General features: G+C 59.5%; 13 protein-coding genes. 7 read left to right on the forward strand and 6 right to left on the reverse strand.

Annotated elements, in window-relative coordinates; all coding sequences use genetic code 11:
• Window positions 1–405: 405 nt before the first annotated feature.
• The 3 genes from NL64_RS28495 to NL64_RS28505 form a co-directional block, all read right to left on the reverse strand.
• Window positions 406–1,131: a Crp/Fnr family transcriptional regulator gene (locus NL64_RS28495; RefSeq protein WP_034151401.1), complete on the reverse strand. Its 726-nt coding sequence runs from the start codon at window positions 1,129–1,131 to the stop codon at window positions 406–408.
• 75 nt (window positions 1,132–1,206) lie between these two features.
• Window positions 1,207–9,864: a GH36-type glycosyl hydrolase domain-containing protein gene (locus NL64_RS28500; RefSeq protein WP_034151402.1), complete on the reverse strand. Its 8,658-nt coding sequence runs from the start codon at window positions 9,862–9,864 to the stop codon at window positions 1,207–1,209.
• 413 nt (window positions 9,865–10,277) lie between these two features.
• Window positions 10,278–11,201 carry a LysR family transcriptional regulator gene (locus NL64_RS28505; protein WP_034151403.1) on the reverse strand — a complete coding sequence of 308 codons (924 nt, stop codon included), beginning with the start codon at window positions 11,199–11,201 and terminating at the stop codon, window positions 10,278–10,280.
• A gap of 137 nt (window positions 11,202–11,338) precedes the next feature.
• On the opposite strand from NL64_RS28505, the gene NL64_RS28510 reads away from it, so the two are divergent.
• The 3 genes from NL64_RS28510 to NL64_RS28520 all read left to right on the forward strand — a co-directional run bounded on the left by NL64_RS28510 (window position 11,339) and on the right by NL64_RS28520 (window position 15,829).
• Window positions 11,339–12,652 carry an MFS transporter gene (locus NL64_RS28510; protein ID WP_034151404.1) on the forward strand — a complete coding sequence of 438 codons (1,314 nt, stop codon included), beginning with the start codon at window positions 11,339–11,341 and terminating at the stop codon, window positions 12,650–12,652.
• Between the two features lie 56 nt (window positions 12,653–12,708).
• Window positions 12,709–13,467, forward strand: coding sequence for a creatininase family protein (locus NL64_RS28515; protein WP_034151405.1), 759 nt, complete (start codon window positions 12,709–12,711; stop codon window positions 13,465–13,467).
• A gap of 157 nt (window positions 13,468–13,624) precedes the next feature.
• Window positions 13,625–15,829: an OsmC domain/YcaO domain-containing protein gene (locus tag NL64_RS28520; RefSeq protein WP_034151406.1), complete on the forward strand. Its 2,205-nt coding sequence runs from the start codon at window positions 13,625–13,627 to the stop codon at window positions 15,827–15,829.
• 64 nt (window positions 15,830–15,893) lie between these two features.
• On the opposite strand, the gene NL64_RS28525 is transcribed toward NL64_RS28520, so the two are convergent.
• Both NL64_RS28525 and NL64_RS28530 read right to left on the reverse strand, forming a co-directional pair.
• Complete coding sequence (locus tag NL64_RS28525) at window positions 15,894–18,041, reverse strand: TonB-dependent siderophore receptor (protein WP_253277134.1); 2,148 nt, start codon at window positions 18,039–18,041, stop codon at window positions 15,894–15,896.
• A 301-nt stretch (window positions 18,042–18,342) separates the two neighbouring features.
• Complete coding sequence (locus NL64_RS28530) at window positions 18,343–18,903, reverse strand: YSC84-related protein (protein ID WP_034151408.1); 561 nt, start codon at window positions 18,901–18,903, stop codon at window positions 18,343–18,345.
• Between the two features lie 505 nt (window positions 18,904–19,408).
• Between NL64_RS28530 and NL64_RS28535 the strand changes: the two genes are divergently transcribed.
• On the forward strand, window positions 19,409–20,356 hold the full coding sequence (locus NL64_RS28535) for an MBL fold metallo-hydrolase (protein ID WP_034151409.1): 948 nt from the start codon (window positions 19,409–19,411) through the stop codon (window positions 20,354–20,356).
• Window positions 20,357–20,576: 220 nt separating this feature from the next.
• Complete coding sequence (locus NL64_RS28540; protein ID WP_034151410.1) at window positions 20,577–21,272, forward strand: tRNA (adenine(22)-N(1))-methyltransferase; 696 nt, start codon at window positions 20,577–20,579, stop codon at window positions 21,270–21,272.
• A gap of 199 nt (window positions 21,273–21,471) precedes the next feature.
• Here the strand turns inward: NL64_RS28540 and NL64_RS28545 are convergent, their stop codons facing one another.
• A complete protein-coding gene (locus NL64_RS28545; protein ID WP_034151411.1) occupies window positions 21,472–21,831 on the reverse strand; it encodes a DUF6124 family protein in 360 nt (119 codons plus the stop codon).
• A gap of 701 nt (window positions 21,832–22,532) precedes the next feature.
• On the opposite strand from NL64_RS28545, the gene NL64_RS28550 reads away from it, so the two are divergent.
• Window positions 22,533–23,273: an AzlC family ABC transporter permease gene (locus NL64_RS28550; protein ID WP_034151412.1), complete on the forward strand. Its 741-nt coding sequence runs from the start codon at window positions 22,533–22,535 to the stop codon at window positions 23,271–23,273.
• Window positions 23,270–23,596: an AzlD domain-containing protein gene (locus NL64_RS28555; protein ID WP_034151413.1), complete on the forward strand. Its 327-nt coding sequence runs from the start codon at window positions 23,270–23,272 to the stop codon at window positions 23,594–23,596. Before NL64_RS28550 ends, NL64_RS28555 begins: the two co-directional genes overlap by 4 nt.
• Window positions 23,597–23,653 lie beyond the last annotated feature (57 nt).

Raw genomic sequence — 23,653 nt, forward strand, 5'->3', positions numbered from 1 at the left:
TCTTGTGATCGGCAGGTGCGCTGGTGACGCGTGACTACCCTGCAGGCGGTATAACAGGGCTGAAACTATCGAAGGTCCCTGTAGGAGGAGCAAGCTTGCTCGCGATCGCGGACTGACATTCAGCATTGATGTGGACGGACACACCGTCATCGCGAGCAAGCTTGCTCCTACAGAGGAGCGGGGTGGTTTCGAGTCTTGTGATCGGCAGGTGCGCCGGTGACGCGTGACTACCCTGCAGGCGGTACAACAGGGCTGAAACTATCGAAGGTCCCTGTAGGAGCAAGCTTGCTCGCGATCGCGGACTTACATTCGGCGGGGATGTCGACTGATACACCGCTATCGCGAGCAAGCTTGCTCCTACGGAGAGACGGGGTGGTTTCGAGTTTTGGCGTCGGTGACGCGTGCCTACTCGTCCTGTCGACGGGTGTAATGCAGCAGCCGGTCGGTTTCGGTCTTGACCACCAGGTAGCACTCGCAGCTGAGCCGTTCCAGACGCGCCCTGTCCAGAACCGTGATCTGACCACGGCTGTACTCGATGACGCCTTGGCGTTGCAGTTTGCCGGCGGCTTCGGTGACGCCTTCGCGGCGTACGCCGAGCATGTTGGCGATCAGTTCCTGGATCATGGTCAGGTGATTGCCGTGCAGGCGATCCAGGGACAACAGCAGCCATCGACACAATTGTTGGTCGATCGAATGATGGCGGTTGCACAGGGCGGTCTGTGACATCTGTGTGATCAGCGCCTGGGTGTAACGCAGCATCAGCAAGAGCAAATCGCCATGGCGGTTGAACTCTTTCTTGAGTTTTTGCCCCGGCAGGCGAAAGGCACTGCCGGCACTCTGCACCACGGCCCGACTGGACGTGCTTTCGCCGCCCATGAACAACGCGATGCCGATCAAACCCTCGTTGCCCACCACGGCGATTTCTGCGGACGAGCCGTTCTCCGTGACATGCAGCAGGGAAACGATGGCGTCCGTCGGGAAGTAAACGTGGCGCAAGGTATCTCCCGGCTCGTACAGCACATCGCCCAGCCCCAGGCTGACCAGCTCCAGGTGCGGAACAAGGCGCTGAAGGTCGTTGGCCGGTAGCGCCGCAAGCAGATGATTGTGGTTTGGCACAGGTGTGGCATACATGGCAGAGCACCGAGGCGGAAGGGGGACTTGCCGACTCAGGGTACTCCCCTGCACGCCAGGGCTGGTGATCGATATCTATTTGTCGACGACGCGCTCGTACTCCAGCGCCTGAACACTGGCAGAGCGGGCGCGACAATCCACGCGAATCCAACGCTCTACGCCGTCATCCACCAGTGTCAGCCCAATGCCGCTCAATGGCTGCCCGTCAAGGATCATCGAGGTAGCGTTCGAACTGCCCTGATACACATCAAAGTGGTACAGGGTCCGTCCGAAGCGGTAGTGCAATTTGAAGCCCGGCCAGTCAACGGGTATCAGCGGTTCGATGCTGAGCGTGTGGCCTCTGCGTTGTACGCCCAAAAGAGACTCGACGATCAGCCGGTACATCCACCCCGCAGACCCGGTGTACCAGGTCCAGCCACCGCGCCCGGCATGGGGCGCGGCACCGTAGACATCGGCGGCCATGACATAGGGTTCGACCTTATAGGTGTCGATTCGAACGTTGTTGGCCGGGGCGGCGGGGTTGATCAGATTCAACACTTCCCAAGCTTTGCCGGCATCACCCAATTGCGCAAACGCCATGCCCGCCCACACGGCTGCGTGGGTGTACTGACCGCCGTTCTCGCGCACGCCAGGCACGTAGCCCTTGATGTAACCCGGGTCCAGGGCGCCCTTGTCGAACGGTGGATCAAGCAGCAGCACGGCGCGGATGTCACGTTTGATCAGATGTTCATTCAGCGATCGCATGGCCTGACTCTGGCGCACCGCCGAGCCGGCCCCTGACAACACCGACCAGCTCTGCGCAATGGAATCGATGCGACATTCTTCGTTGCTCGCCGAACCGAGCAGTTGCCCGTCATCGAACCAGGCCCGGCGATACCAGGCGCCGTCCCAGGCGCTTTGTTCAAGGTTGCGTTGCAGCGTCGCCGCGCTGTCGCTGCAGCGCTTGGCAACATCGTGATCACCGTGCAAGCGTGCGGTCACTGCAAATTGTTCCAGCACCTGATAGCTGAAGAAGCCCAGCCAGACACTTTCGCCGACACCCAGATGGCCGACGCGGTTCATGCCGTCGTTCCAGTCACCGGAGCCCATCAGTGGCAATCCGTGCTGACCGCGACGCAGGCTGTGTTCGATGGCACGCACGCAGTGTTGATACAGGGATTCGCGCAGGTTCGACGTGAGCGGAAGATCGTAGTAGGACTCTTCGCCAGCCGCCAGCAAACGTCCCTCCAGGTAGCCGACGGGCTCATCCAGCACACCCACGTCAGCAGTCATTTCGATATAGCGATTGGTCGCAGCCACCAGCCACAAAAAGTCATCGGAGCACGCGGTGCGAACTCCTCGATTCATCGGTGGGTGCCACCAGTGTTGCACGTCGCCTTCGGCATACTGATGGCCGGCGCACAGCAACAGATGCGCACGCACGGCCGCCGGATCGGCATGGATCATCGCCATGCTGTCCTGCAATTGATCGCGAAAACCAATGGCGCCACCGGACTGGTAGTAGCCGCTGCGGGCCTGGAAACGGCAGGCGATGACCTGATACATCAACCAACCGTTGACCATGACATCCACCGCCGGCGCGCCGCTTTCGATACGAATGGCGCCGAGCACCGAGCGCCAGTGATCCCGTACTTTCTCTAACTCCGCCGCCGCTGCGAGACTGCCCCGATAGCGTTGCACCAAGCGGGTGGCGGCGTTGGTTGAGGTTTCCGCCCCGAGTCGCAGGATCACTTCCTTGCTGTCGCCATCGGCGAGATCGACCGACACTTGCAGGGCGGCACACGGGTCCAGACCGCCGCCCATGCGCCCGGACAACCCGGCGTGCTGCATGGCTGCCGGGGCGGCCAGGGTGCCACTGCGACCCATAAATTCGGTGCGGTCAGCGCTGACACCGTGATCGATGGTGTCGGTGTCAAAGAACGCCACTCGCTCGGAAAACTCCACCGAGTAGGCATTGCGGGCGAAGAGGGCGCCGCTGACCGGGTCCGACTGGGTGGCCACGTGCATCGCCGACTTGCTGCGCAGATCGCCCAGGACCCATTCCACATACCCGGTGACTGACAGTGACCGACGGCGTCCCGAGCGGTTGCTTACCAGCAGTCGCGAGAATTTGATCGGCGCATCCAGCGCTACATAGATCCACAGCTCGCTGTAGATGCCGTCCTCTTCATGCTCGAACACGCTGTAGCCGAAACCGTGGCGCGTCTGGTACGGGCCTTTTCCGGGGCAGGGTTGAGGGGCCGCCGACCAGAAGTGCCCGGTCTCTTCATCACGCAGGTAAATGGCCTCGCCGCTGCGATCGGTGACCGGGTCGTTGTGCCACGGTGTCAGGCGAAATTCATGGGCGTTTTCCGCCCAGGTATAGGCGCTGCCGGCCTCCGAGAGCACTGTGCCGAGGTGGGCATTGGCGATCACGTTGACCCAGGGCGCCGGTGGCGGGTTGCTCGCCAGCCCGCTGATGATGTACTCGCTGCCATCGGCGCTGAAGCCGCCGTAGGCGTTGCTCAGCAGCAGTGCGCCAGGCGTGGGCCGTGCCAATGCCGGTCCGGCCTGATAATGCCGGGACGCCACGAATGGCGCGTGCTCCGGCGAGACCCGGCGCCGATGAATCTGTTCGGCAAGCGTGCCCAAACCTTCGCTCAGTACCAGCCTGGCTACCGCGAGGACCAAACCACGATCTTCGCTCGACATCTGTTGCACCGGCCGCACGAAAATTCCGCCCGGACGATCCAGCAGCGTCGCTTCACTGCCGGAGGTGATCAGGCCCATGATCGCGTCCTGCAATTGCTGGCGATAACCCGCCTCATCTTCGTTCCAGATCAACAGATCGACCACCAGGCCTTTTTGTCGCCAGTAGGCGTGGGCCTGAATCATCTGTTGCACGAGGACGATGTTGTCCAGGCTGTGGATTTGCAGCAACACGATGGGCAGGTCGCCGGAAATCGCCTGGCCCCAGAGCCCCGGCTGATTGCGTCGGTTGGCAATCAACACCGCGTTGTCGGCGCGCATCGAGGCGTTCGCATACAGCACGGACGAGGCCATTTGTTCGAACAGACGAGCGTCGGCCAGCGAGGCGTTGAGTTGACGCAGCAATACCTGGCTATGGGTCCAGGACAGGTCGAACACCCGGTCCGCGAGATGCCGGTCGCGGTATTTGTTGATCAGATAGAGGCAGTCATCACGGCTGTCGGCGACGCCGGTGACCAGGTCAATGGTGCCTTGCTGGCCGGGTTGCAGGGTAATCCGGCAACGAATCGCGACCACCGGATCGAGCACCGGGCCGGCATTGCCGGACAAGCGCTGGCAATCGGCATCGAGGGCAGCAGGCGACACAAGGTTGCGACCCCGGCCGATGAAGCGGGCACGATCGGTTTCGTAGGAGATCGCATCGATGTCCACCCCGTGCGCCGCCAGCAGATGGCACATCCACGGCGTTGGCTCATCGCTGGCCCGGGGCCGACGACTGCACACAATGGCTTGAAGATCGGGCAGCAATTCGGTCTGCACGAACAGCTTGCTGAAGGCCGGGTGCATCGCGTCGCTAGCCGTGGACGTCAGCACCACTTCAGCGTAGGTGGTGATCTCCAGTGTCTTGGCCGATGAAGCGCGATTGGTGACATGCAGACGCCGCAGTTCGATGTCGTCTTCGGGTGAGACGACAATCTCCAGGTGCGTGTCGAAATCCAGATTGCGTGCGCGAAATTCCGCACGGGAGTCACTGAAGATTGCCTCGTGGCTCTCGGGTTTTTGCAACGTCGGTTGGTGTGCAGCCGACCAGACCGTATTGCTCTGGACATCACGCAGGTAACAGAACATCCCCCAGTTGTCCTGTGAGATGTCTTCCTGCCAGCGGGTGACGGCCATGTCGTGGCGGCGGCTGTAACCACCGCCGCCGCTGGTGAGCATGACGTGGTAGCGACCGTTGGAAAGCAACTGCACCGCAGGGCGTTTGCTTCCCGGATCGGCGAACACCCGAAGTCCGGGCTCTTGGGACTGTCCCACATCGCCGTGCACGGGCGACTGTGCGGCTTGCAGGTACGGCGCGGCGGATTTGGGGACCCGTTCCTGCAACAACAGCAGCGCCGATTGCAGCGCCGGGTCAGCTTCGAACCGCCGTTGCATGGGTTGATCGAGCAGTCGGCTGGTCAAGGCCAGCAGACTCATGCCTTGGTGGTGCGCCATGAACGAGCGGACGATGGCGTAAGACTGGCCGCGTGGTAAGCGCGCCTCGGTGTAATCCACCGCTTCATACAGACCAAATCGCCCGGAGGAACCTTGCTGGGCAAGGCGTTGCAGGTTTTTGCAGGCCGCATCGGCATCGACCATCAATGCCAGGGCACTGGCATAGGGCGCAATCACCACGTCATCGCTCAGCCCGCGCTTGAGCCCCAGGCCCTGGACGCCGAAAGCGCGATATTGATAGTTGAGGTGCGCGTCGACGGTGTAATAGCCCGACTCCGAAACACCCCAGGGAATGCCCAGCATGTTGCCGTGTTCGATTTGCACCGCCACGGCGGCGCGGCAGGTCTGATCCAGCAGGCTGCCGTCATAGTTGGGCATCACCAGCATGGGCATCAGGTATTCGAACATCGAGCCCGACCAGGACAATAACGTCGGTACCCCGGCGTTTTCACTCAGCAGCCTGCCCAAGGTGAACCAGGCCCTTTGCGGGATCTGACCTTGCGCGATGACCACGTAATTGGTCAGCCGCACCTCGGACGCCAGCAGGTCGTAGTAACCACTGTCGAGCCGCAGTTCTTCGGCGTTGTAGCCGATGACGAACAGGTCACGCTGATTGTCGTAAAGCAGCGAGAAGTCCATTTGTGCCAGCGACGTCGCCAACAACGCCAGACGCTCCAGGGTCTCCAGGCGCTGGCCGGCGATACGGCGGACCTGCTCGATTTGTGGATGATGCTCGGTTGCCCAATCGGCGGGATTCAGGGCTGCCAGCTGACGCAAGGTACAGGGCGACTGAAAGGACTCCGGGGGATCAGGGAGTAGAAAGCGCTGCAGTTCTTCGGTCCAGTCGATGCATTGACGCAGAAACATTTCCCGCCAGTAGCGGCATTCCTCGTCGATGTCCACCGGTGCATCGGTGATCATCGTTCGAGCCGATTGCAAAAGGTTTGCGAGCGCTTCGGTGGTCGCCGCTGACGCGGCTTGTTCAAGGCCTTTCTTCAGTTGACTCAAGGCTTGCTCATCCACGCCCGCCGCGCGCTGGGAATCTGCAAGGATGTCCAGAGTGTCACGCAGGCCTTTGATCACGGCTGGGCCGAACATTGGCGCGTCTGCAAGTTGCCTTATGCCGGTGCTCAAAGTCAGCAACAGGCCCGCCAGGTTACCGCTGTCGACGGTGGAGACGTAATGCGGACGCAGCGGTTCGAGGGTCTGCGTGTCGTACCAGTTGTAGAAGTGCTGCCGATAACGCTCCAGTCCATCCATGCTGTCCAGCGACGCCGAAAGTCGGGTTAGCAGCCGTTCGGTGCTCAAGTAGCCGAAATCGTGAGCGGCGAGGTGGGCGACCAGGGACATGCCCATGTTGGTCGGTGAGGTGCGATGGGCGATGGCAGGCTTGGGTTCTTCCTGCACGTTGTCCGGTGGCAGCCAGTGATCCTCAGGCCCGACGTATTGATCGAAGAACGCCCAGGTCTTGCGCGCCAGTAACCGCAGGAAACGCAACTGCTCTGTCGACGGTGCGAACGTCGACTGCTTATGTGGCGAGCTGAGTCGCCAGGCGATCCAGGGACCCGCCAGCCACGCCAGGAGCAGCGGAGTGGCGATGGCCAGCGGTTGCGGATTGTCCGCCAGCAGGGCCAGTGAAATCAGGGCCGTCACCGGCTGAATCCACATCTGACGGTAGAGTCCGGTGAGCCGGTTTTCGGTGGTGCGCTCCACCTCCCGCGAGGGCTGCCATTGCAGAAGCAGGCGCCGGCTGAAGCCAATTCGCCAGAGCGAGCGCAGGATCGCATCGGCGCTGTAGTACATCTCGTAAGGCAACCAGGCGAGGGTGAGACAAACCCGCGCCAGGTCCTGTCCCAGATCACCCGCCAGCGCCCTGACATATTGACCATAAGGTACGTCGGCAGGGGGCTGCATCAGATCGGTCACTGCGCGCAGCAACGGTTGAATCACCAGCAACCCGATGACCGTGAGGGTCCAGTTCAGGGGCTGACTGCTGGCAAACCAACCCCAGGCCAACATCAGCAACAACGCCAGCGGCTCCAGGCTGCGCCGCAGATTGTCGAGAATCTTCCAGCGCGCCATCACACTCAGGCGGTTTCGTACCCGGTTGCCTTCGGCGTTGCGCGCCCAGGGCAGGAGCCATGGCAGCAGTTGCCAGTCACCGCGCACCCAGCGATGCCGGCGTTTGACATCGGCACCATAGCGCGAGGGGTATTGCTCGTAGACTTGCACATCGCTGAGCAGGCCGGAGCGTGCATAACAGCCTTCGATCAGGTCGTGGCTGAGAATCTGGTTGTCCGGCAAGCATCCTTCCAGGGCGCAGGTGAACGCATCCACGTCGTAGATGCCTTTGCCGATGAACGAGCCTTGCTGGAACAGGTCCTGGTAAACATCCGACACGGCCCGGGTGTAGGGATCGACCCCGGCATCGCTGCCGAATAACCGCGCGTAAATCGAGCGTGTGGCGCTGGTCAGGCTGATGCCCACCCGCGGTTGCAGCACCGCGTAGCCGGAAATGACCTGCTCGCCCGCGCTGTCGAACAACGGACGATTCAGCGGGTGCATCATCGCCTCCACGCATTGGCGAGCGACATCGCGCGGCAGCAGGGTGTCGGTATCCAGGGTGATCACGTAACGCACCCCGCGTAGCGGCGTGATGTCGCCGACGATGGTGTCGAAACGCTCCAGTCCGTTGCCGCGCAATAGCGAGTTGAGTTCAATCAACTTGCCGCGTTTGCGCTCGTGGCCCATCCACACGCGTTCGCTGGCGTTCCAGCGACGTGGCCGATGCAGCAGAAAAAAGCGGTCACCGAGGCCGTCCGCGTATTTCTGATTGAGCAGGGTGACTGCACGGGAGGCCTGGGCGACCAGCTCGGCGTCTTGCGGTTGTGACTCTTCAGCCGCGTCGAGAAAATCGCTGAGCAAGGCGAAATACAGATTGTTGTCGCGGTTGGCGAGAAAGCGCACTTCCAGGCCTTCCACCAGTTCGTCCACATCGATCGGGCTAGCGATCAGCGTCGGGATCACCACCAGGCTTCGCGCTACATCGGGAATACCGTGGGCGTAATCCATTTTCGGCAAAACCGTCGGCAACATACTGAACGTCACCAACCAGTTGATCAGGCTGATTGCCAGCCGGCTGGTCATGATCAGGCAGGGAATCGCCAACAGCAGAAGCGCCGCATTGGGCATTCCGTCGCGCTGCGCCGAGGCCAGCAGAGGCCAGGCGAAAATCAGCGTGAGAAAAGCCACCGGCGCCAGGTAAAACATCAGTGGCGACTGCTGCAACAAGCGTTTCCAGCGCACATGAAACGGCACCCGGGCGTTGAGTCGTTGCTCCAAAGTCGGCAGGCCTGCGCTGATCAGGTAATAGCCGACGTGACGAGCCAGTAATTCGCAGGAGACGGAATCGGCGGCGGTAGCGGCCGTGGCGAGATTGACCGCGACGCGCGCGACCTGGATTTCCGAGTGTTGGGGGCAACTGCGGGCCAGGCGTTCGATGACATGGCGGTAGCTATCACGGGTACTGAAATCCATCGCCCGATAAATCGCCGCCGGGTCTTCACTGAGAATCTGTTCGACATGACTCATCGACTCGACGAACTCGCGCCAGTCAGTGGCGGACAGCAGGCGCAAGCTGCCGATACTGTTGCCAATCGACACTTGATCCGCGGCCTGTTGTTGCGCATCGAGCTGCACCTGGCGCTCGATGCTTGATCCCGTCTCGCTGAGCATCTGCTCGATCCAGGTCAGCGGCAGAGCCAGGGCGGCGCTTTGGCCTTGCAGGCGGCGCGTCAGTTCGGCGACGAAGGCCGGGGTCATCGGCGGGGCGGAGCGGGCCATGTCGGCCACGGTCAACACCACGCTTTTGATATCGCGTTCCGAGGTTTCGATCAGGCGTTCGGCCCAGTCATCGGCCAGGTTGCGATCATCGGCGTTGGCCATGACCCGCGAGGCCACGCGCCGCAGGTTTTCGATCAGCGCCAGACGCAACATGATCGGGATCGCCCACAGCTCCCCGAGCGCCAGCGGCATCACGGTCTGATAGGCAAAAATGAAGCGGCTCAGGCTTTGCTCATCGACCCGGCCGTCGCCATGGGAAATGGTCTCCAGTGCGATGTCATAGACCCGCGGTAACCCGGCAGACGGGCCGTTGATCAGGCGCGGCAGTTCACGGCTGTAGCCCTTGGGCAGGTGCGTTCGGGCAGTACGAATGTGGTCTTCGACCAGAAAGTAATTGTCCAGCAGCCATTCCGCTGCCGGCGTCACCCGTCGGCTGGACATCTGCGCGTTGGACAGCGCCGTGCAGCTGCGTTTGAGCAGCGCCTCGTTATCATCCAGCCTGCGCAACATCGAATCCCGCGCGGACAGGGCGGTCAGGCGATGCTGTCCGGCCAGGGCGATACCGTGGCTGGCCATCTGATCGGCGCTGAAAAGCTCCGAGCGCAATATCGGTTCGTATTCGAACCGGGGAGGGGAAAACGAACCGGTTCGCCAAAAGCCGGACGAGCGGGAAAACACCTCTTGGATGCGTGTCCATATGCTGTTCATAAAGTCCTGAGCCTGAAATGCATGAATACGATTGCGAGCATTTTGAGCCGTGCGCCAAACCATGGCGCCAGCACCCGGCAGCGCTGGGTGTACGTCGCTTTTCAGCTTTGAGTGTGAGGACTTGGCGGGTTGCTCGTCTGTTCGCTGGCGCACATAGCGGGCGTTCTTTGGGACATTGAGACATGTCCGTTGTCGAACACAATGACGAGCAACGTTGCAGGTTTCAGGGTTTGTAACACCCTCGTCCCGCAATCCTATTCAGGTTGAGAGGTGCTATATGAACAACATCATTTACATCGTCGGACTGGTTGTGGTTGTCGTGGTAATCCTGTCGTTCCTAGGATTTGCATAGGTTCACAGGCGGTCATCATTCCGGGATCGCTGAGGTATGCGGTGACGCATACCTCTCAGCGCTATGCGTGTTCGTCAGACCAGAACATCGGCAGGCGCTCCAGCATCCAGTCAAGCAACTCTTGAGCTGGGGCGGCCAGTGGTCGACCGGTCTTGACCAGCAACTTCGCCTCGACGCCCAGAAAGATCGGGTGGTCAATGGCTACAGCGGCCAGGCTGCCCTTGGCGATTTCCCGATAGGCCGCGAATTCTCCCAGCAACGACGCGAAATCCCCGGCAGCGATCAGGCGCTTGAGTGCGGCCAGCGAGTTGCTGACCAGCGCCGGGCGAATCTCGATTTTCTCCGCGTATTCCAGCATTTTTATCGCGTGGCCGATCCCGAACGTGGTGGGCGTCAACACCAGTTGGCAAGCGAGGATGTCTTCGACGGTGGCGGCTCGACCCGACAATGCAAGCGGATGATCCGGACGAACCAGCAGCATGACGGGCTGCGCGGAGGTGGCGCGAAAATCGATGTGCGCATGCGGCGGGGGATTGTAGGCAAGGCCGATATGCGCGCGGTTCTCGGCGACTTCGTTCATCACATCATCGACGGGCAATATGTCCAGCGTGACGTCAAGCTTCGGGTATTGCTTGCAGAACGGTGCGAGCACATTGTCGACCAGGGCGTCGACATACCCCTCACTGATCACCACTCGCACATGACCTTGCTGCAAGCCTTTAATCGCCTGTAGCTGGTCTTCGAGTTTCTCCTGGTGCGATCGGTAACCTCGCCAGAATTCCAGCAAGTGCGCTGCAGCCTCCGTCGGCTGAACACCCCGCGCCTGCCGTTCAAAAAGCTTCGCTCCCAGTTCTTCTTCCAGCAGTTTGATTTGCCGCGTAATCACCGAAGGCGAGGTATTGATGCTGTCGGCCGCGCCACGAATCGAGCCGTGGACAAGCACCTCGTGAAAATATCTGAGCCGTTGTTGGTTGATCTCGCGCATATCGGACATCCCTCCGGAGATTTGCGTTGCCTATAGAGCAACGGTACGCGAACTTAGTTGCTCTTGCTGGTCTTTTGTCGTCGGGGCAACATCCTTCTCCACTACCACTGGCCAAACAAGAACAATTGGAGACTCCTATGTCAGCCTGTGAATCGACGGCAACAAGTGGCGCTCTTTCGGCCCTTTACCGCAAGCTCAATTGGCGGCTGCTGCCGCTGCTGTTCATTTGTTATGTATTCGCCTATCTGGACCGGATCAATGTCGGCTTCGCCAAACTGCAGATGCAAAGTGACCTCGGGCTGTCCGATGCGGCTTATGGCGCGGGCGCCGGGATCTTTTTTCTGGGGTACATATTGTTTGAATTGCCCAGCAACCTGATGCTGCCACGGGTGGGCGCACGCAAGACGTTCAGTCGCATTCTGGTGCTATGGGGCATCACCTCGGCCTGCATGCTGTTTGTCCGCGACGTGCCGACCTTTTACCTGATGCGTTTTCTGCTGGGTGTGTTCGAAGCCGGTTTTGCGCCGGGCATGATCTATTACCTGTCTTGCTGGTACGGCCCGACGCGCATGGCCCGCGCCATTGCCATCGTGTTTATCGCCGGCCCCATTGGCGGCATTGTCGGTGGTCCGCTTTCCGCCTGGCTGATTACCACGCTTTCAGGCATCGGCGGCTTGGCCGGGTGGCAATGGATGTTTCTGATTGAAGGGCTTCCCTGCGTCTTCCTCGGCATTCTTACCTACTTCGTACTTTCGAATCGGCCCTCTGAAGCCAGTTGGCTCAGTGCTGAAGAAAAGAAATTGCTGGAGGCAGAACTGAGTACTTCGTCGGGCCATGTCCATTCGTTCAAGGCCGTTTTGCGCGACCCGAAAACCTACGTCCTGGCATCGGCGTATTTCTGCATCATCTTCTCGATCTACGCCATGAGCTTCTGGCTTCCGGCGGTCCTCAAGGCCCAAGGCGTTAACGACACCATGCAGTTGGGTTGGTATGCGGCTATTCCTTATGTCGGGGCGGCTATCGGCATGTACCTGATAGGGCGCCGGTCCGACCGTGTCGGCGAAAGGCGCTACCACTGCGCAGTACCGGCGGGACTCGGGGCGATTATGCTGTTGATGTTTCCCTTTGCCGAAGAGCACTTGATGGTCTCGCTGGGCCTGCTGACCGTGGCGACCACCACGATTTTCATGGCGTACACCGTGTTCTGGGCCATGCCGTCCGAACACATCAAGGGCGAAGCCGCAGCCGGTGGTATCGCGTTCATCAACACCATCGGCTTGTGCGGCGGCTTCTGGGGACCAGCGGTGATCGGCTGGGCAAAAACCGCAACCGGAAGTATGAACCTGGGCATTGTTGTCGTGGGGTGTGCATCCCTTTGTGCGGCACTTGTCATCATTCTGAGCAGATCGTTATCGAGTGAACGCGCTGCGCCTGAATACAGCGCTGTGTGATCAGCTCAACTTAATCGTCATGTTCCGGAAGGAACGTTCCATTGGAGAAATCTCAAATGCTTCTACATCTGTCGACCTGGGCCGAAATCGGCGAATTCCTGAACCGTAGTCGTACCATCGTGATCCCGATTGGTTCGAACGAACAACACGGGCCAACCGGCCTTTTGGGGACCGATTGGATGTGCCCTGAAATCATCGCTCACGAAGCGCAGAAAACAGCGGACATCCTGATTGCGCCGACTTTCAACATTGGCATGGCCCAGCACCATCTCGGTTTTCCGGGGACCATTTCGCTGCGTCCCTCGACGTTTATCGCCGCGATTGGCGATTGGGTGCGCTCTTTGGCGGCGCACGGGTTTGAAAAAATCCTCTTTCTCAATGGCCACGGCGGCAACGTTGCTTCGATTGAAGCGGCATTCTCGGAGCTCTACGCCGAGGCGAGCTTCGCCAGGCGCCCGGCGGGGTTTGCGCTGAAGTTGTGCAACTGGTGGGATCTGGAAGGCGTGGAAAATCTGGCACGGGAGCAGTTCCCGACGGGGCATGGCGTGCATGCAACGCCTTCCGAGATTGCTGTTACGCAATGGGCCTACCCGGACTCCATCAAGTCGGCACAGTATTCGCCACAGATCGCCGCGTGGGGCCCGATCCGCGAAGCGCAAGACTTCCGCGCTCGTCATCCGGACGGGCGCATGGGTTCAGACCCGGCGCAGGCCACGGCGGAAAAAGGTCGGGCATTGGTGATGATGTCGGCGCAAGGCCTGGTACAGGCGGTGGACGCCTTCAGCCGGGAGTCGATGCCGGGCAACAACCGCTGAACCGCTGTCGTCTTAGGCCAGCCCATGGACACCCATGGCTGGCCAAGCGGCGGGGTTTTCGACGGGCTGAGGTTTGGCACTAAAGATTGCCGCGTGCGATCGGGCTAAAAAAGGGATAATGCCGCCCATTCTGTTTTCGTTATTCTGGTAATCCCGCATGGAAATCAAGGTCAATTTTCTCGACAACCTTCGTCTTGAAGCCAAGTTCGACGACTTCACGGTGGTGGCCGATCAGCCTATCCGCTACAAGGGCGATGGGTCCGCACCGGGTCCGTTCGACTATTTTCTGGCTTCGTCGGCCTTGTGTGCGGCTTACTTTGTGAAGTTGTACTGCGAAACCCGCAACATCCCCACCGATAACATTCGGCTGTCGCAGAACAACATTGTCGATCCGGAAAACCGCTACAACCAGATTTTCAAGATTCAGGTCGAATTGCCAGCGGACATCTCTGCCAAGGACCGCCAGGGCATTTTGCGTTCCATCGACCGTTGCACGGTAAAGAAGGTGGTGCAGACCGGGCCCGAGTTCGTGATTGAAGAGGTCGAGAACCTTGATGCCGATGCCCAGGCGTTGCTGATGCCAAATCTGGCCTCGGACGCGGGCACCTACATTGTCGGCAAGGATCTGCCGCTGGAACAAACCATCGCCAACATGTCGGAAATCCTCGCCGGCCTGGGCATGAAGATTGAAATCGCTTCGTGGCGCAATATCGTTCCCAATGTGTGGTCGCTGCATATCCGCGATGCGCACTCGCCAATGTGTTTCACCAATGGCAAAGGCGCGACCAAAGAAGGCGCGTTGGCCTCGGCGTTGGGCGAATTTATCGAGCGACTCAACTGCAATTTCTTCTACAACGATCAGTTCTGGGGAGAAGACATTGCCAACGCGGAGTTCGTGCATTACCCGGACGAGCGCTGGTTCAAGCCCGGCCCCAAAGACGCGTTGCCGGCTGAAATTCTCGACGAATACTGCCGTAAAATTTTCAACCCTGATGGTGAACTGCGTGGCTCGCATCTGTACGACACCAACTCCGGCAATGTCGAGCGTGGCATCTGTTCGCTGCCTTTCGTTCGCCAGTCGGACGGCGAGGTGGTGTATTTCCCGTCCAACCTGATCGAAAACCTGTATCTGAGCAACGGCATGAGCGCCGGTAATACGTTGGCCGAAGCGCAGGTGCAGTGCCTGTCGGAAATCTTCGAGCGCGCGGTGAAACGCGAAATTCTCGAAGGCGAACTCGCGCTGCCGGATGTGCCGCAGGAAGTGCTGGCGAAATACCCAGGCATTCTGGCCGGTATTCAAGGGCTGGAAGAGCAGGGCTTCCCGGTGCTGGTGAAGGATGCGTCGCTGGGCGGGGAGTTCCCGGTGATGTGCGTCACCTTGATGAACCCGCGCACCGGCGGCGTGTTTGCCTCGTTCGGCGCGCACCCGAGCTTCGAAGTGGCGCTGGAACGCAGCCTTACCGAACTGCTGCAAGGTCGCAGTTTTGAAGGTTTGAACGACCTGCCTCAGCCGACCTTTGAAGGTCACGCAGTCACTGAACCGAACAACTTTGTCGAGCACTTCATCGATTCCAGCGGCGTGGTGTCGTGGCGCTTCTTCAGTGCCAAGTCGGATTTCGAGTTTGTCGAGTGGGACTTCTCCGGCCACGGTGAAAACTCCAATACCGATGAAGCCGCGACCTTGTTCGGCATCCTCGAAGACATGGGCAAAGAAGTGTACATGGCGGTGTATGAGCACATCGGCGCCAAGGCTTGCCGCATTCTGGTGCCGGACTATTCGGAAATTTATCCGATAGAAGATTTGATTTGGGATAACACCAACAAGGCGCTGTCGTTCCGTTCCGATATCCTGAACCTGCACAGCCTGACCAACGTCGGTTTGAGAGCACTGGTCAAGCGTCTGGAAAACAGTGAGCTGGACGATTACACCGACATCACCACATTGATCGGCATCGAGTTTGACGACAATACGGCCTGGGGTCAGTTGACGATCCTGGAGTTGAAGCTACTGATCTACGTCGCCTTGAAGAAATACGACGAGGCAAAAGAGCTGGTTGAAGCCTTCTTGCAGTACAACGACAACACGGTCGAGCGCGGGTTGTTTTACCAGGCCTTGAATGTGGTGCTGGAAGTGCAATTGGACGACGACCTGGAACTCGACGATTACCAGGTCAACTTCCGCCGCATGTTTGGCAACGAGCGCATGGACGCCGTGATTGGTTCCGTGGAAGGCAGCGTGCGTTTCTACGGCTTGACGCCGACGAGCATGAAACTGGAAGGACTTGATCGACACCTGCGGCTGATCGACAGCTATAAAAAGCTGCACACGGCGCGGGCCAATGTGACGGCCTTGACTCGCTGATAGCACACACCAAAAAAGCACCCTGAGGTGCTTTTTTGGTTTTAGGCGGTCACTGCAAACGTGCTTAGAAGCGGTATTTCGCCGAAGCGGTAATGCTGCGCGGCGCACCGTACGTCAGGGCACCATAGGCATCGAAGATGTCGAAGTACTTCTGGTCGGTGACGTTGTCGGCGTTCACTTGGGCCGAGAGGTTTTCGGTGATCTCGTAGCGCGCCATCAGGTTGACCAGCGCATAGGCATCCTGCTGGATCTTCTCGGAGTTGCCCGCCGGGTTGACGGTGTAGGTGTAGATCGAGTCCTGCCAGTTGACCCCGCCGCCAATGGTCAGTTTGTTGAAAGCACCTGGCAGACGGTAGGTGGTAAAGGTGCGCAGCAATTTGGTCGGGTACAGCGTGTTGACGTCGTCGCCGTGGGCATCTTCAGCCTTGAACTGGGTGTAACCCAGCGAGGCATTCCAGTCCGTCGCGAGTTCGCCGGACACTTCCAGCTCGAAACCCTTGCTGGTTGCGCCTTCGCTGGCCTCGTAGGCGAAACCGCCGACCGGGTTCGAAGGATCGATCAGCACGCCGGTGCTCTGGCCCAGATTGTCCTGCTTGATCTGGAAAATCGCAGCGGAGGCGTTCAAGCGGCCACCGAAGTATTCGCCCTTCAGACCGAGTTCGGTGCTCTCGCCAACGATTGGTTCCAATGTCTGGCCACTGCTGTCGCGGACCGACTGCGGCAGGAAAATTTCCGTGTAGCTGGCATAGGCCGAGAGGTTGTCGGTGAGGTCGTAGACGACGCCGGCATAGGGGGTCAGCTCATGATCGACATCGACCTTGCTCACTTCCGAGTAGATGTCATCACTGGTTTTTTCGTACCAGCTCTCACGCGCGCCGAGAATCACTTTCAAATCGTCGGTCACGTTCAGGCGAGTGGCTGCGTACAGGCCTTTCTGGCGAGTCTCGCTGTATCCGTAGTCGGTTCGCGGGCCCCAGATCGGCTCGGGGAAATGGCCGTTGTAGGCATCGAAATCGGCCACGCCGTCAAAGCCGGATTGCGCGTCGAGGGAGTCGGCGTCGAACTTCTGCTTGCTGTCCACATAACCGAATGCCAATTCGTGCTCACGACCCAGGAACGAGAACGGGCCATTGAAGCGGATGCCGTAGTCGTCCTGGGTGGTCTCGGTCTTGTAGGTCGCCGGGAACGAAGACATGCCGGAGCTACCGTTTCTGCCTGGATTGCCGGACAGGTACAGCAGGGAAGAGTCGCTGGTGCGCTCGCCGCGGTTGTAGCTGAGGTTGACCTGCCAGTCGTTGGCAAAGCGGTGATCGAGATTGACGAAGTAGGTCTCGTAGGTGGTGTCCCATTTGCTCCAGTCAGCGGAGGTGGTCTTCGAACGGCTCCAGTTGGTGCGGCCGCCGTCGGCGTACCAGACGGGCAGACCGCCCCACATTGGCGACTCGGCATTGCTTTCTTGCCGGCTCAAGCCGAACCAGAGCGTGGTGTCGGGCGTCAGGTCGATATCCATGGTGCCGTAGAGGGTCTGGCGTTTGTTCGAGTTCATGTCGATCCAGGTGTCGCCTTCGTTGGTCTCCCCGACCAAACGCGCGCGGATCGTGCCTTCCTCGTTCAGCGCTGTTGACACATCGGCCTCCATGCCATAGGTGTCCCACGTGCCGGCGCTCAACTCCACCGAGCCCTTCAAATCCCTGCTGTTGGCGCGCTTGCGCACCATGTTGAGGGAGGCGGAAGGATCACCGGCACCGGTCATCAAACCGTTGGCACCGCGCACCACTTCAACGCGGTCATACATGGCCAGGCTGCTGAAAATCTCCCCCGAACTCCATGGCTGCTCATAAATGGTGGGTACGCCATCGATCATCAGCGAGTTGAGCTCAAAGCCCCGGGCGTTGAACTGGGCGCGACTTGTCTCGTAGCGATTGACCGACACACCAGTGGCATTGTTGACCACGTCGAGGATGGTTTTCAGATCCTGGTCCTGGATGCGCTGCTGGGTGATAACGCTGACCGATTGCGGCGTTTCGCGCAGCGACATGTTCAACGGCGTGGCCGTGCGTGCGGAGTCAGTGGTGTAGGAGTTGGTGTCTTCGGTGACGCCGCTGCGTTCGGCAGTGGCTGTTTCGGTGATCGCGATCGGCGCCAGGGTCACGGCGCTTCCCGTCTCGGCCTGCTCAGTCTGTTCCGCCGCTTGCACGGCGGGCGCAGTCATGGCGATACCGGCTGCAAGCATGTGCACTGCGAGAGCCAGGGGGCGCAGTGCCGTAGGCGAGCGCGGCGTAACGGAGTTTTGTGGACACAGGGGAGATGAGGCGTACATGCGAACTCACATATGAATTGATATTATTTGATAATCAATATCATACGCAAATGCGATGAATTACTAAACACTGCTTTATAAAACTATTTTCTTTATAAAAAACAGTTGGTTAGAAATCCGTGGGCTCTTCGCTTCTGGTCGATTGCTGCCGATTGATGTGACAGCAATCGACCAAAAAGCTGAAAAGGCGCCTCTAGCGCTTGATCAGAGAAATTTTCGTGCCTTCGATGCTGACCCCGGCCATTAAACCTTGCTGGTCAACGATGAACGCGTAGGCGTCGTCTTTCATTGTCGAGCTGGACAGGTTTTTCGCCATCCCTTCATCCACCACAACAACGGTTGGCCCTACGCCGATTTCCCAACCTTTGGTATCAGTGATGTATTTCACCGCTTTGTCAGTCATCAGAAAAACCACATAACCATACGACTGGGCGCCTGCTTGCAGCCCCCACGAACCGCCGACGGAGTTGTAATAGTTCACGACGTCTTTGCCCTTCATTAATACGCCTTCACCATAGCTACCGCCGAATACCAGGCCCGCCTTGATGATTTTCGGGAAGACAAGTACAGCCTTGGCCTGGTGGGAAATTTTTTCGGCCGATGGCGTGGTCTTGTTGAGAAGCTGCAACGTTTGCCGAGAGTCGGCATTCAGGTCTTCGGCGGTGGCCGCTGCTGCGGTGTTCAGCAGACCGGTCGAGACTAATGAGGCAGCCGCGAGGAAAAGCGACAGGAAGAAGCGGGTTGATTGAGTCATTTGCGTACTCCGAAAAGGGAGCATTGGATGGTTGCAGCTGTCGGCATCTAACAGGAACCGAACCCGCTGAAAGTTATCCGGCGCACCCTGAATTGTGTGATTTGCAAGCTTCGCTCCTGTGTTCAGTTGCGAGGCCATCAATGGTTGTGACCACTGGCTAACGGCCAGGTTCGTTGTCTACCTGTGCTTTTGGCCAATAGTTGTCGATAGGGAAGGGCAGCTATTTGTTTTTTGCGCGTTATGACAGGCGCGATTCGCCCGTTGCGCGGCTCAAGTCACTCGGTCACACCGATGCGCGAGAACACCTGACATGACGGCGATGCGCCGAATCCAGTTCCCTTTTTGCCGCACTCGATCACGCTAAAGTGCATCCGCACCATACCCACGTATGGTAGCTGCCGCGTTGTCCCACGATGCAGACTCACTCTCGGGCGATCCGTCGCTTTCGTGCCGAGAGAGGGGCTTTCGGCCCGAGATTATTGACCCAGGCAATCGGAGAACGACCATGACAACGCATCTGAACCACCCCACCCAAAAGGCTGCATCACTCAACACTTCACGTTCCAATGGAGTTGGCTTCGAGGAGTTGGTGCCGTCGCGCTATGCGCTGCGGGTCGGCGAGATTGACGTGCTGGTGATCAGCGATGGCGTGCTGCCGCTGCCGACCTCGACCATGTCCACCAATGCTGATCCTGCTGCCCGTGCGGCCTGGTTCAAGGACATGTTCCTGGGGCCGGACGCGTTCGATTGGGCGTTGAACGTGCTGGTGATTCGAAGCGGTAGTCAGACCATTCTCGTCGACGCTGGCCTGGGAGGGCAGTTCCCTGGGTTTCCCCGGGCCGGGCAATTTCCCAAGCGCCTGGAGGCGGCCGGTATCGATCTCGGTTCCGTGACCGACGTGGTGATTACCCATATGCACATGGACCACATTGGCGGGCTGCTGGTCGATGAGGTGAAGCACAAGTTGCGACCAGACGTGCGCATCCACGTGGCGGCGACCGAGGTCGCGTTCTGGGAGTCGCCGGATTTCACCCACACCGAAATGCCTTCGCCGGTGCCGGACGTCTTGCGGGCAACCGCCAATCAGTTCATCAACGATTACCGCAGCAACGTGCGGACCTTCGAAGACGAGTACGAGGTGGCACCGGGCGTGGTCGCCAAACTCACCGGTGGCCACACCCCGGGGCACAGCGTGGTCTACGTGACGTCCGGCGGCCAGCGCCTGACCTTCGCCGGCGACGCCTTGTTTCCGGTGGCATTCGAACACCCGGACTGGCACAACGGCTTTGAACATGACCCTGAAGAGTCGGTTCGCGTTCGGGTCCGCCTCATGCAAGAAGCCGCGGCGAGCGGTGAGCTGTTTGTCGCCACGCACCTGCCGTTTCCCTCCGTTGGCCGAGTGGCCGTCGACGGTGATGCCTTTCGCTGGGTAGCGGCTTTCTGGGATTACTGAGCACTTGAACCCACAACCCATTGCAGTTTCTCAGGCTGCGTAAAAGTTCCGCCAGAAACGGTCGATGACCAGGGCCCGCTTCAGGAGGGTATGCGAGTGATCGGTACCGGTCGGACCATGGCTCTGGTCGCAAAAATTTGAAATACACGCCGTAGCTCGCCAGAATCACGCCCCGATCCGGACACAGGCGCCGGACAGTCGTGGTGAAAAGGAACTGCAGTTGAACGAACAGACATTGTCCATGCGCCTGGAGCGGGTGGCGACGCATGTGCCTGCCGATGCGCGCCTGGCCGATATCGGCTCGGATCACGGTTATCTGCCGGTGGCCTTGATGCACCGTGGCGCCATCGCGGCGGCGGTGGCCGGCGAGGTTGCAATGACGCCGTTCCACGCGGCGCAACGCACTGTGCGCGAGAACGACCTGGACCAGCGGATCACCGTGCGTCTGGCCAATGGTCTGGCAGCGATCGAGCCGGGCGACGGGATCACCGCCATCAGCATCTGTGGCATGGGCGGCGAGACGATTCGCGACATCCTCGACAGCGGCAAGGCACACCTGAGTGGCCAGGAGCGGCTGATTCTGCAACCCAACGGCGGCGAGCAGCCACTGCGCCAATGGTTGATGGAAAACGGCTACGGCATCCTTAGCGAGGAATTGCTGCGGGAAAACCGTTTCTACTACGAAATCATCGTCGCCGAGCGCATCGGGCCGGTGATGTATTCCGCCGAGGAACTGTACTTCGGCCCGCTGCAAATGCAGGCACGCACTCCAGCATTCCTGGCCAAGTGGCAGCGCATGCTGCGCGAAAAGCAGAAGACCCTGATCCAGTTCGAGCGGGCGCGGCAGGCGGTGCCCGAGGAGAAGGTGCAAGACCTCATGCAACAAGCCCGGTGGATCACCGAACTATTGGCTTGATCATCTTCAAGCGTTTATACGACCACTCACCGAAACGTGGCGAGGGAGCTTGCTCCCGCTGGACTGCGAAGCAGTCCCTTTTTTTGGTGGGGCGCGTCATGCTGGAGCCTCAGCCCGGCCCAGCGGGAGCAAGCTCCCTCGCCACAGGTTAGTGGTCGATGCCCAGCGGCCCCAAACAGAGCCGCTGTATTAACCGCCGCTACTCCGGCGGGTCAATCTGATCCAGCATGCGGTTCGCCGTGATTTCCGCCACCATGATGCTGTTGGAAATCCCCAACAGGGCATAGCGCGACGCACCCTCCAAGTGATCCACCAACTGGTGGACCATCACATCGACCGAGGCCAATGTCTCGACCAGATAAACCGCCAGGGTTTCGGTATCGGCTTCAGGGTCGACGGTGAACAGCGAACTGGGTGTGCGGGGCGTGGCTTTGATGTCGGCGATTGAGGCGAAGTGGAAGTCGAGGGCGTTTTCGGCAGCCTCGTTGAGTTTCTTCGAACCGGGTTCGTACGGGGACACCGGATCGGTGTCTGGCGGGTTGGGGGTGACTTTGAACATGGCTACTCTCCGTCTACAAGTTGTAGCTGCTCCTTTCGGTTCCAAGCGAAGGGTGGCAGCTGTACGCAGGTTGGAACCCGGGGTAAACGGAACCCGGCAGACCCTAAAGTCTCCCACGCACAGCCGCCATAACGGAGCACACACTTAGCAGCGTGCAAGCAAATGTTATGAGGGGCGTTATGCGCCGTTTATTCGCCAGGGTTCCAAGCCTGGTCGCTGAATTGGCAGCGACACGGAAACGATAGAACCAAGGCCAACGGCGCACAAGCCGGCGGATTCTGGCGTAAGCGTAGGCAACGGCGCAAGGTATTGTGGCTTTCAGGAAGTAACCCTGACGGCCGTTAAACAAGCCATGTATCTCTATGGCAATGAACTCTGCATTAGGGCTTAGGCATGCGCTAGATTGTCTACCCACAGGTTCAATACCCTACGAACTCAACAATCATTCTAACGCCAGGATATTCGTGGCGAGGGAGCTTGCTCCCGCTGGACTGCGAAGCGGTCCCATTTTTTTTCGGGGTATTGCGCGCAGGAGCGCCAGCCCTGCACAGCGGGAGCGAGCTCCCTCACCACAGGTTAGTGGTCGATGCCCAGCGATTGTCCGGCGAGCCGGACTGTCGCAATATCCCGGCTATCCGCATCAGAGCGACCCGCGTCGCGGTTAAATCGAACCGGCGATGCAAAATCAAACAGGAGTCGAAATGCCTTACCGAACAGGAAGGGAAGCGTTCATGCAAGGTGTCAGGGCGCTTCTTCCGTTGATTCCCGGTGTCATTCCATTCGGCCTGCTCACGGGGGTCATGGCGATCAATATGGGTATGTCGCCGGGCACGACCATGGGCATGACGCTGCTGTTCTACTCAGGTTCCGCGCAAATGGTCGCCTTACAGTTGCTGCATACGGGTGTTGTGCCGCTGGCGATTGTGGTCACGGCGCTGGTGATCAACTTGCGCTTCATCATGTACAGCGCATCGCTGGCCCCGCATCTGCACCATTTACCCCGGCGCTGGACGTGGCCGTTGTCCTACATGCTTTCTGACCAGTCTTATGCATTGAGCACGCTCAAGCTTTCCTCTGGCGAGCTGGGGCCATTCGCGCACTATTACTATGCCGGCACAGCGTTTTCGATGTGGCTGTCGTGGCAATTGTCGGTATTGGCGGGCATTTATCTGGGCGCAAGCATTCCCGAGACCTGGTCTTTGAGCTTTGCCATTCCACTTTCTTTCCTGGCACTTCTGGTGCCCGGCATACGTAGCAAGCCGAGTCTGGCTGCCGCCGTGGTCGGCGGGCTGCTGGCCGTGTTTGCAGTCGATATGCCCTATAACCTTGGACTGGTCACCGCTTCCATTGGCGGCGTCATCGCGGGGGTGGTGACCGAGAGTCTTCGCAAAAGACCTTTGGCCGATGCAATGATCCATGACGTCGAGAGGGAGACACCATGAGTGATCTAGCCTTGTGGGGGCTGTTCCTGGCGGTCGGTCTGGGCACGTTCGCCATGCGACTTTCCTTTGTCGAACTGTATGGCCGCTTGCGCATCCCGGCGCTACTCAGTCGGGCGTTGCTTTACGTACCGGCGAGTGTGCTGGCTGCCTTGGTACTTCCTGCCGTGGTGTACCCGAACGGGCAGGGTGAGTTCGTGTTAAGTAACCCGCAGATACCCGCCGCCATCCTGGCTGCCTGGGTGGCCTGGCAGACTCGAAACACTGTCCTGACGCTGGCGGTCGGGATGGGGGCGTTGTGGCTGTTCAGGTTTTTCGGTTTGTAATGTGTTCATTCCCGAAAAAACAGTTTTTGGGTAGGCATATAGCCGCGCCAGGCGCGG

The sequence above is a fragment of the Pseudomonas fluorescens genome (assembly GCF_000802965.1).
GTDB lineage: Bacteria > Pseudomonadota > Gammaproteobacteria > Pseudomonadales > Pseudomonadaceae > Aquipseudomonas > Aquipseudomonas fluorescens_A.

Coding starts and splice junctions, on each gene's coding strand:
- NL64_RS28495 (WP_034151401.1), bottom strand. CDS start 1,131: ATGTATGCCACACCTGTGCCAAACCACAATCATCTGCTTGCGGCGCTA.
- NL64_RS28500 (WP_034151402.1), bottom strand. CDS start 9,864: ATGAACAGCATATGGACACGCATCCAAGAGGTGTTTTCCCGCTCGTCC.
- NL64_RS28505 (WP_034151403.1), bottom strand. CDS start 11,201: ATGCGCGAGATCAACCAACAACGGCTCAGATATTTTCACGAGGTGCTT.
- NL64_RS28510 (WP_034151404.1), top strand. CDS start 11,339: ATGTCAGCCTGTGAATCGACGGCAACAAGTGGCGCTCTTTCGGCCCTT.
- NL64_RS28515 (WP_034151405.1), top strand. CDS start 12,709: ATGCTTCTACATCTGTCGACCTGGGCCGAAATCGGCGAATTCCTGAAC.
- NL64_RS28520 (WP_034151406.1), top strand. CDS start 13,625: ATGGAAATCAAGGTCAATTTTCTCGACAACCTTCGTCTTGAAGCCAAG.
- NL64_RS28525 (WP_253277134.1), bottom strand. CDS start 18,041: ATGACTGCGCCCGCCGTGCAAGCGGCGGAACAGACTGAGCAGGCCGAG.
- NL64_RS28530 (WP_034151408.1), bottom strand. CDS start 18,903: ATGACTCAATCAACCCGCTTCTTCCTGTCGCTTTTCCTCGCGGCTGCC.
- NL64_RS28535 (WP_034151409.1), top strand. CDS start 19,409: ATGACAACGCATCTGAACCACCCCACCCAAAAGGCTGCATCACTCAAC.
- NL64_RS28545 (WP_034151411.1), bottom strand. CDS start 21,831: ATGTTCAAAGTCACCCCCAACCCGCCAGACACCGATCCGGTGTCCCCG.
- NL64_RS28550 (WP_034151412.1), top strand. CDS start 22,533: ATGCCTTACCGAACAGGAAGGGAAGCGTTCATGCAAGGTGTCAGGGCG.
- NL64_RS28555 (WP_034151413.1), top strand. CDS start 23,270: ATGAGTGATCTAGCCTTGTGGGGGCTGTTCCTGGCGGTCGGTCTGGGC.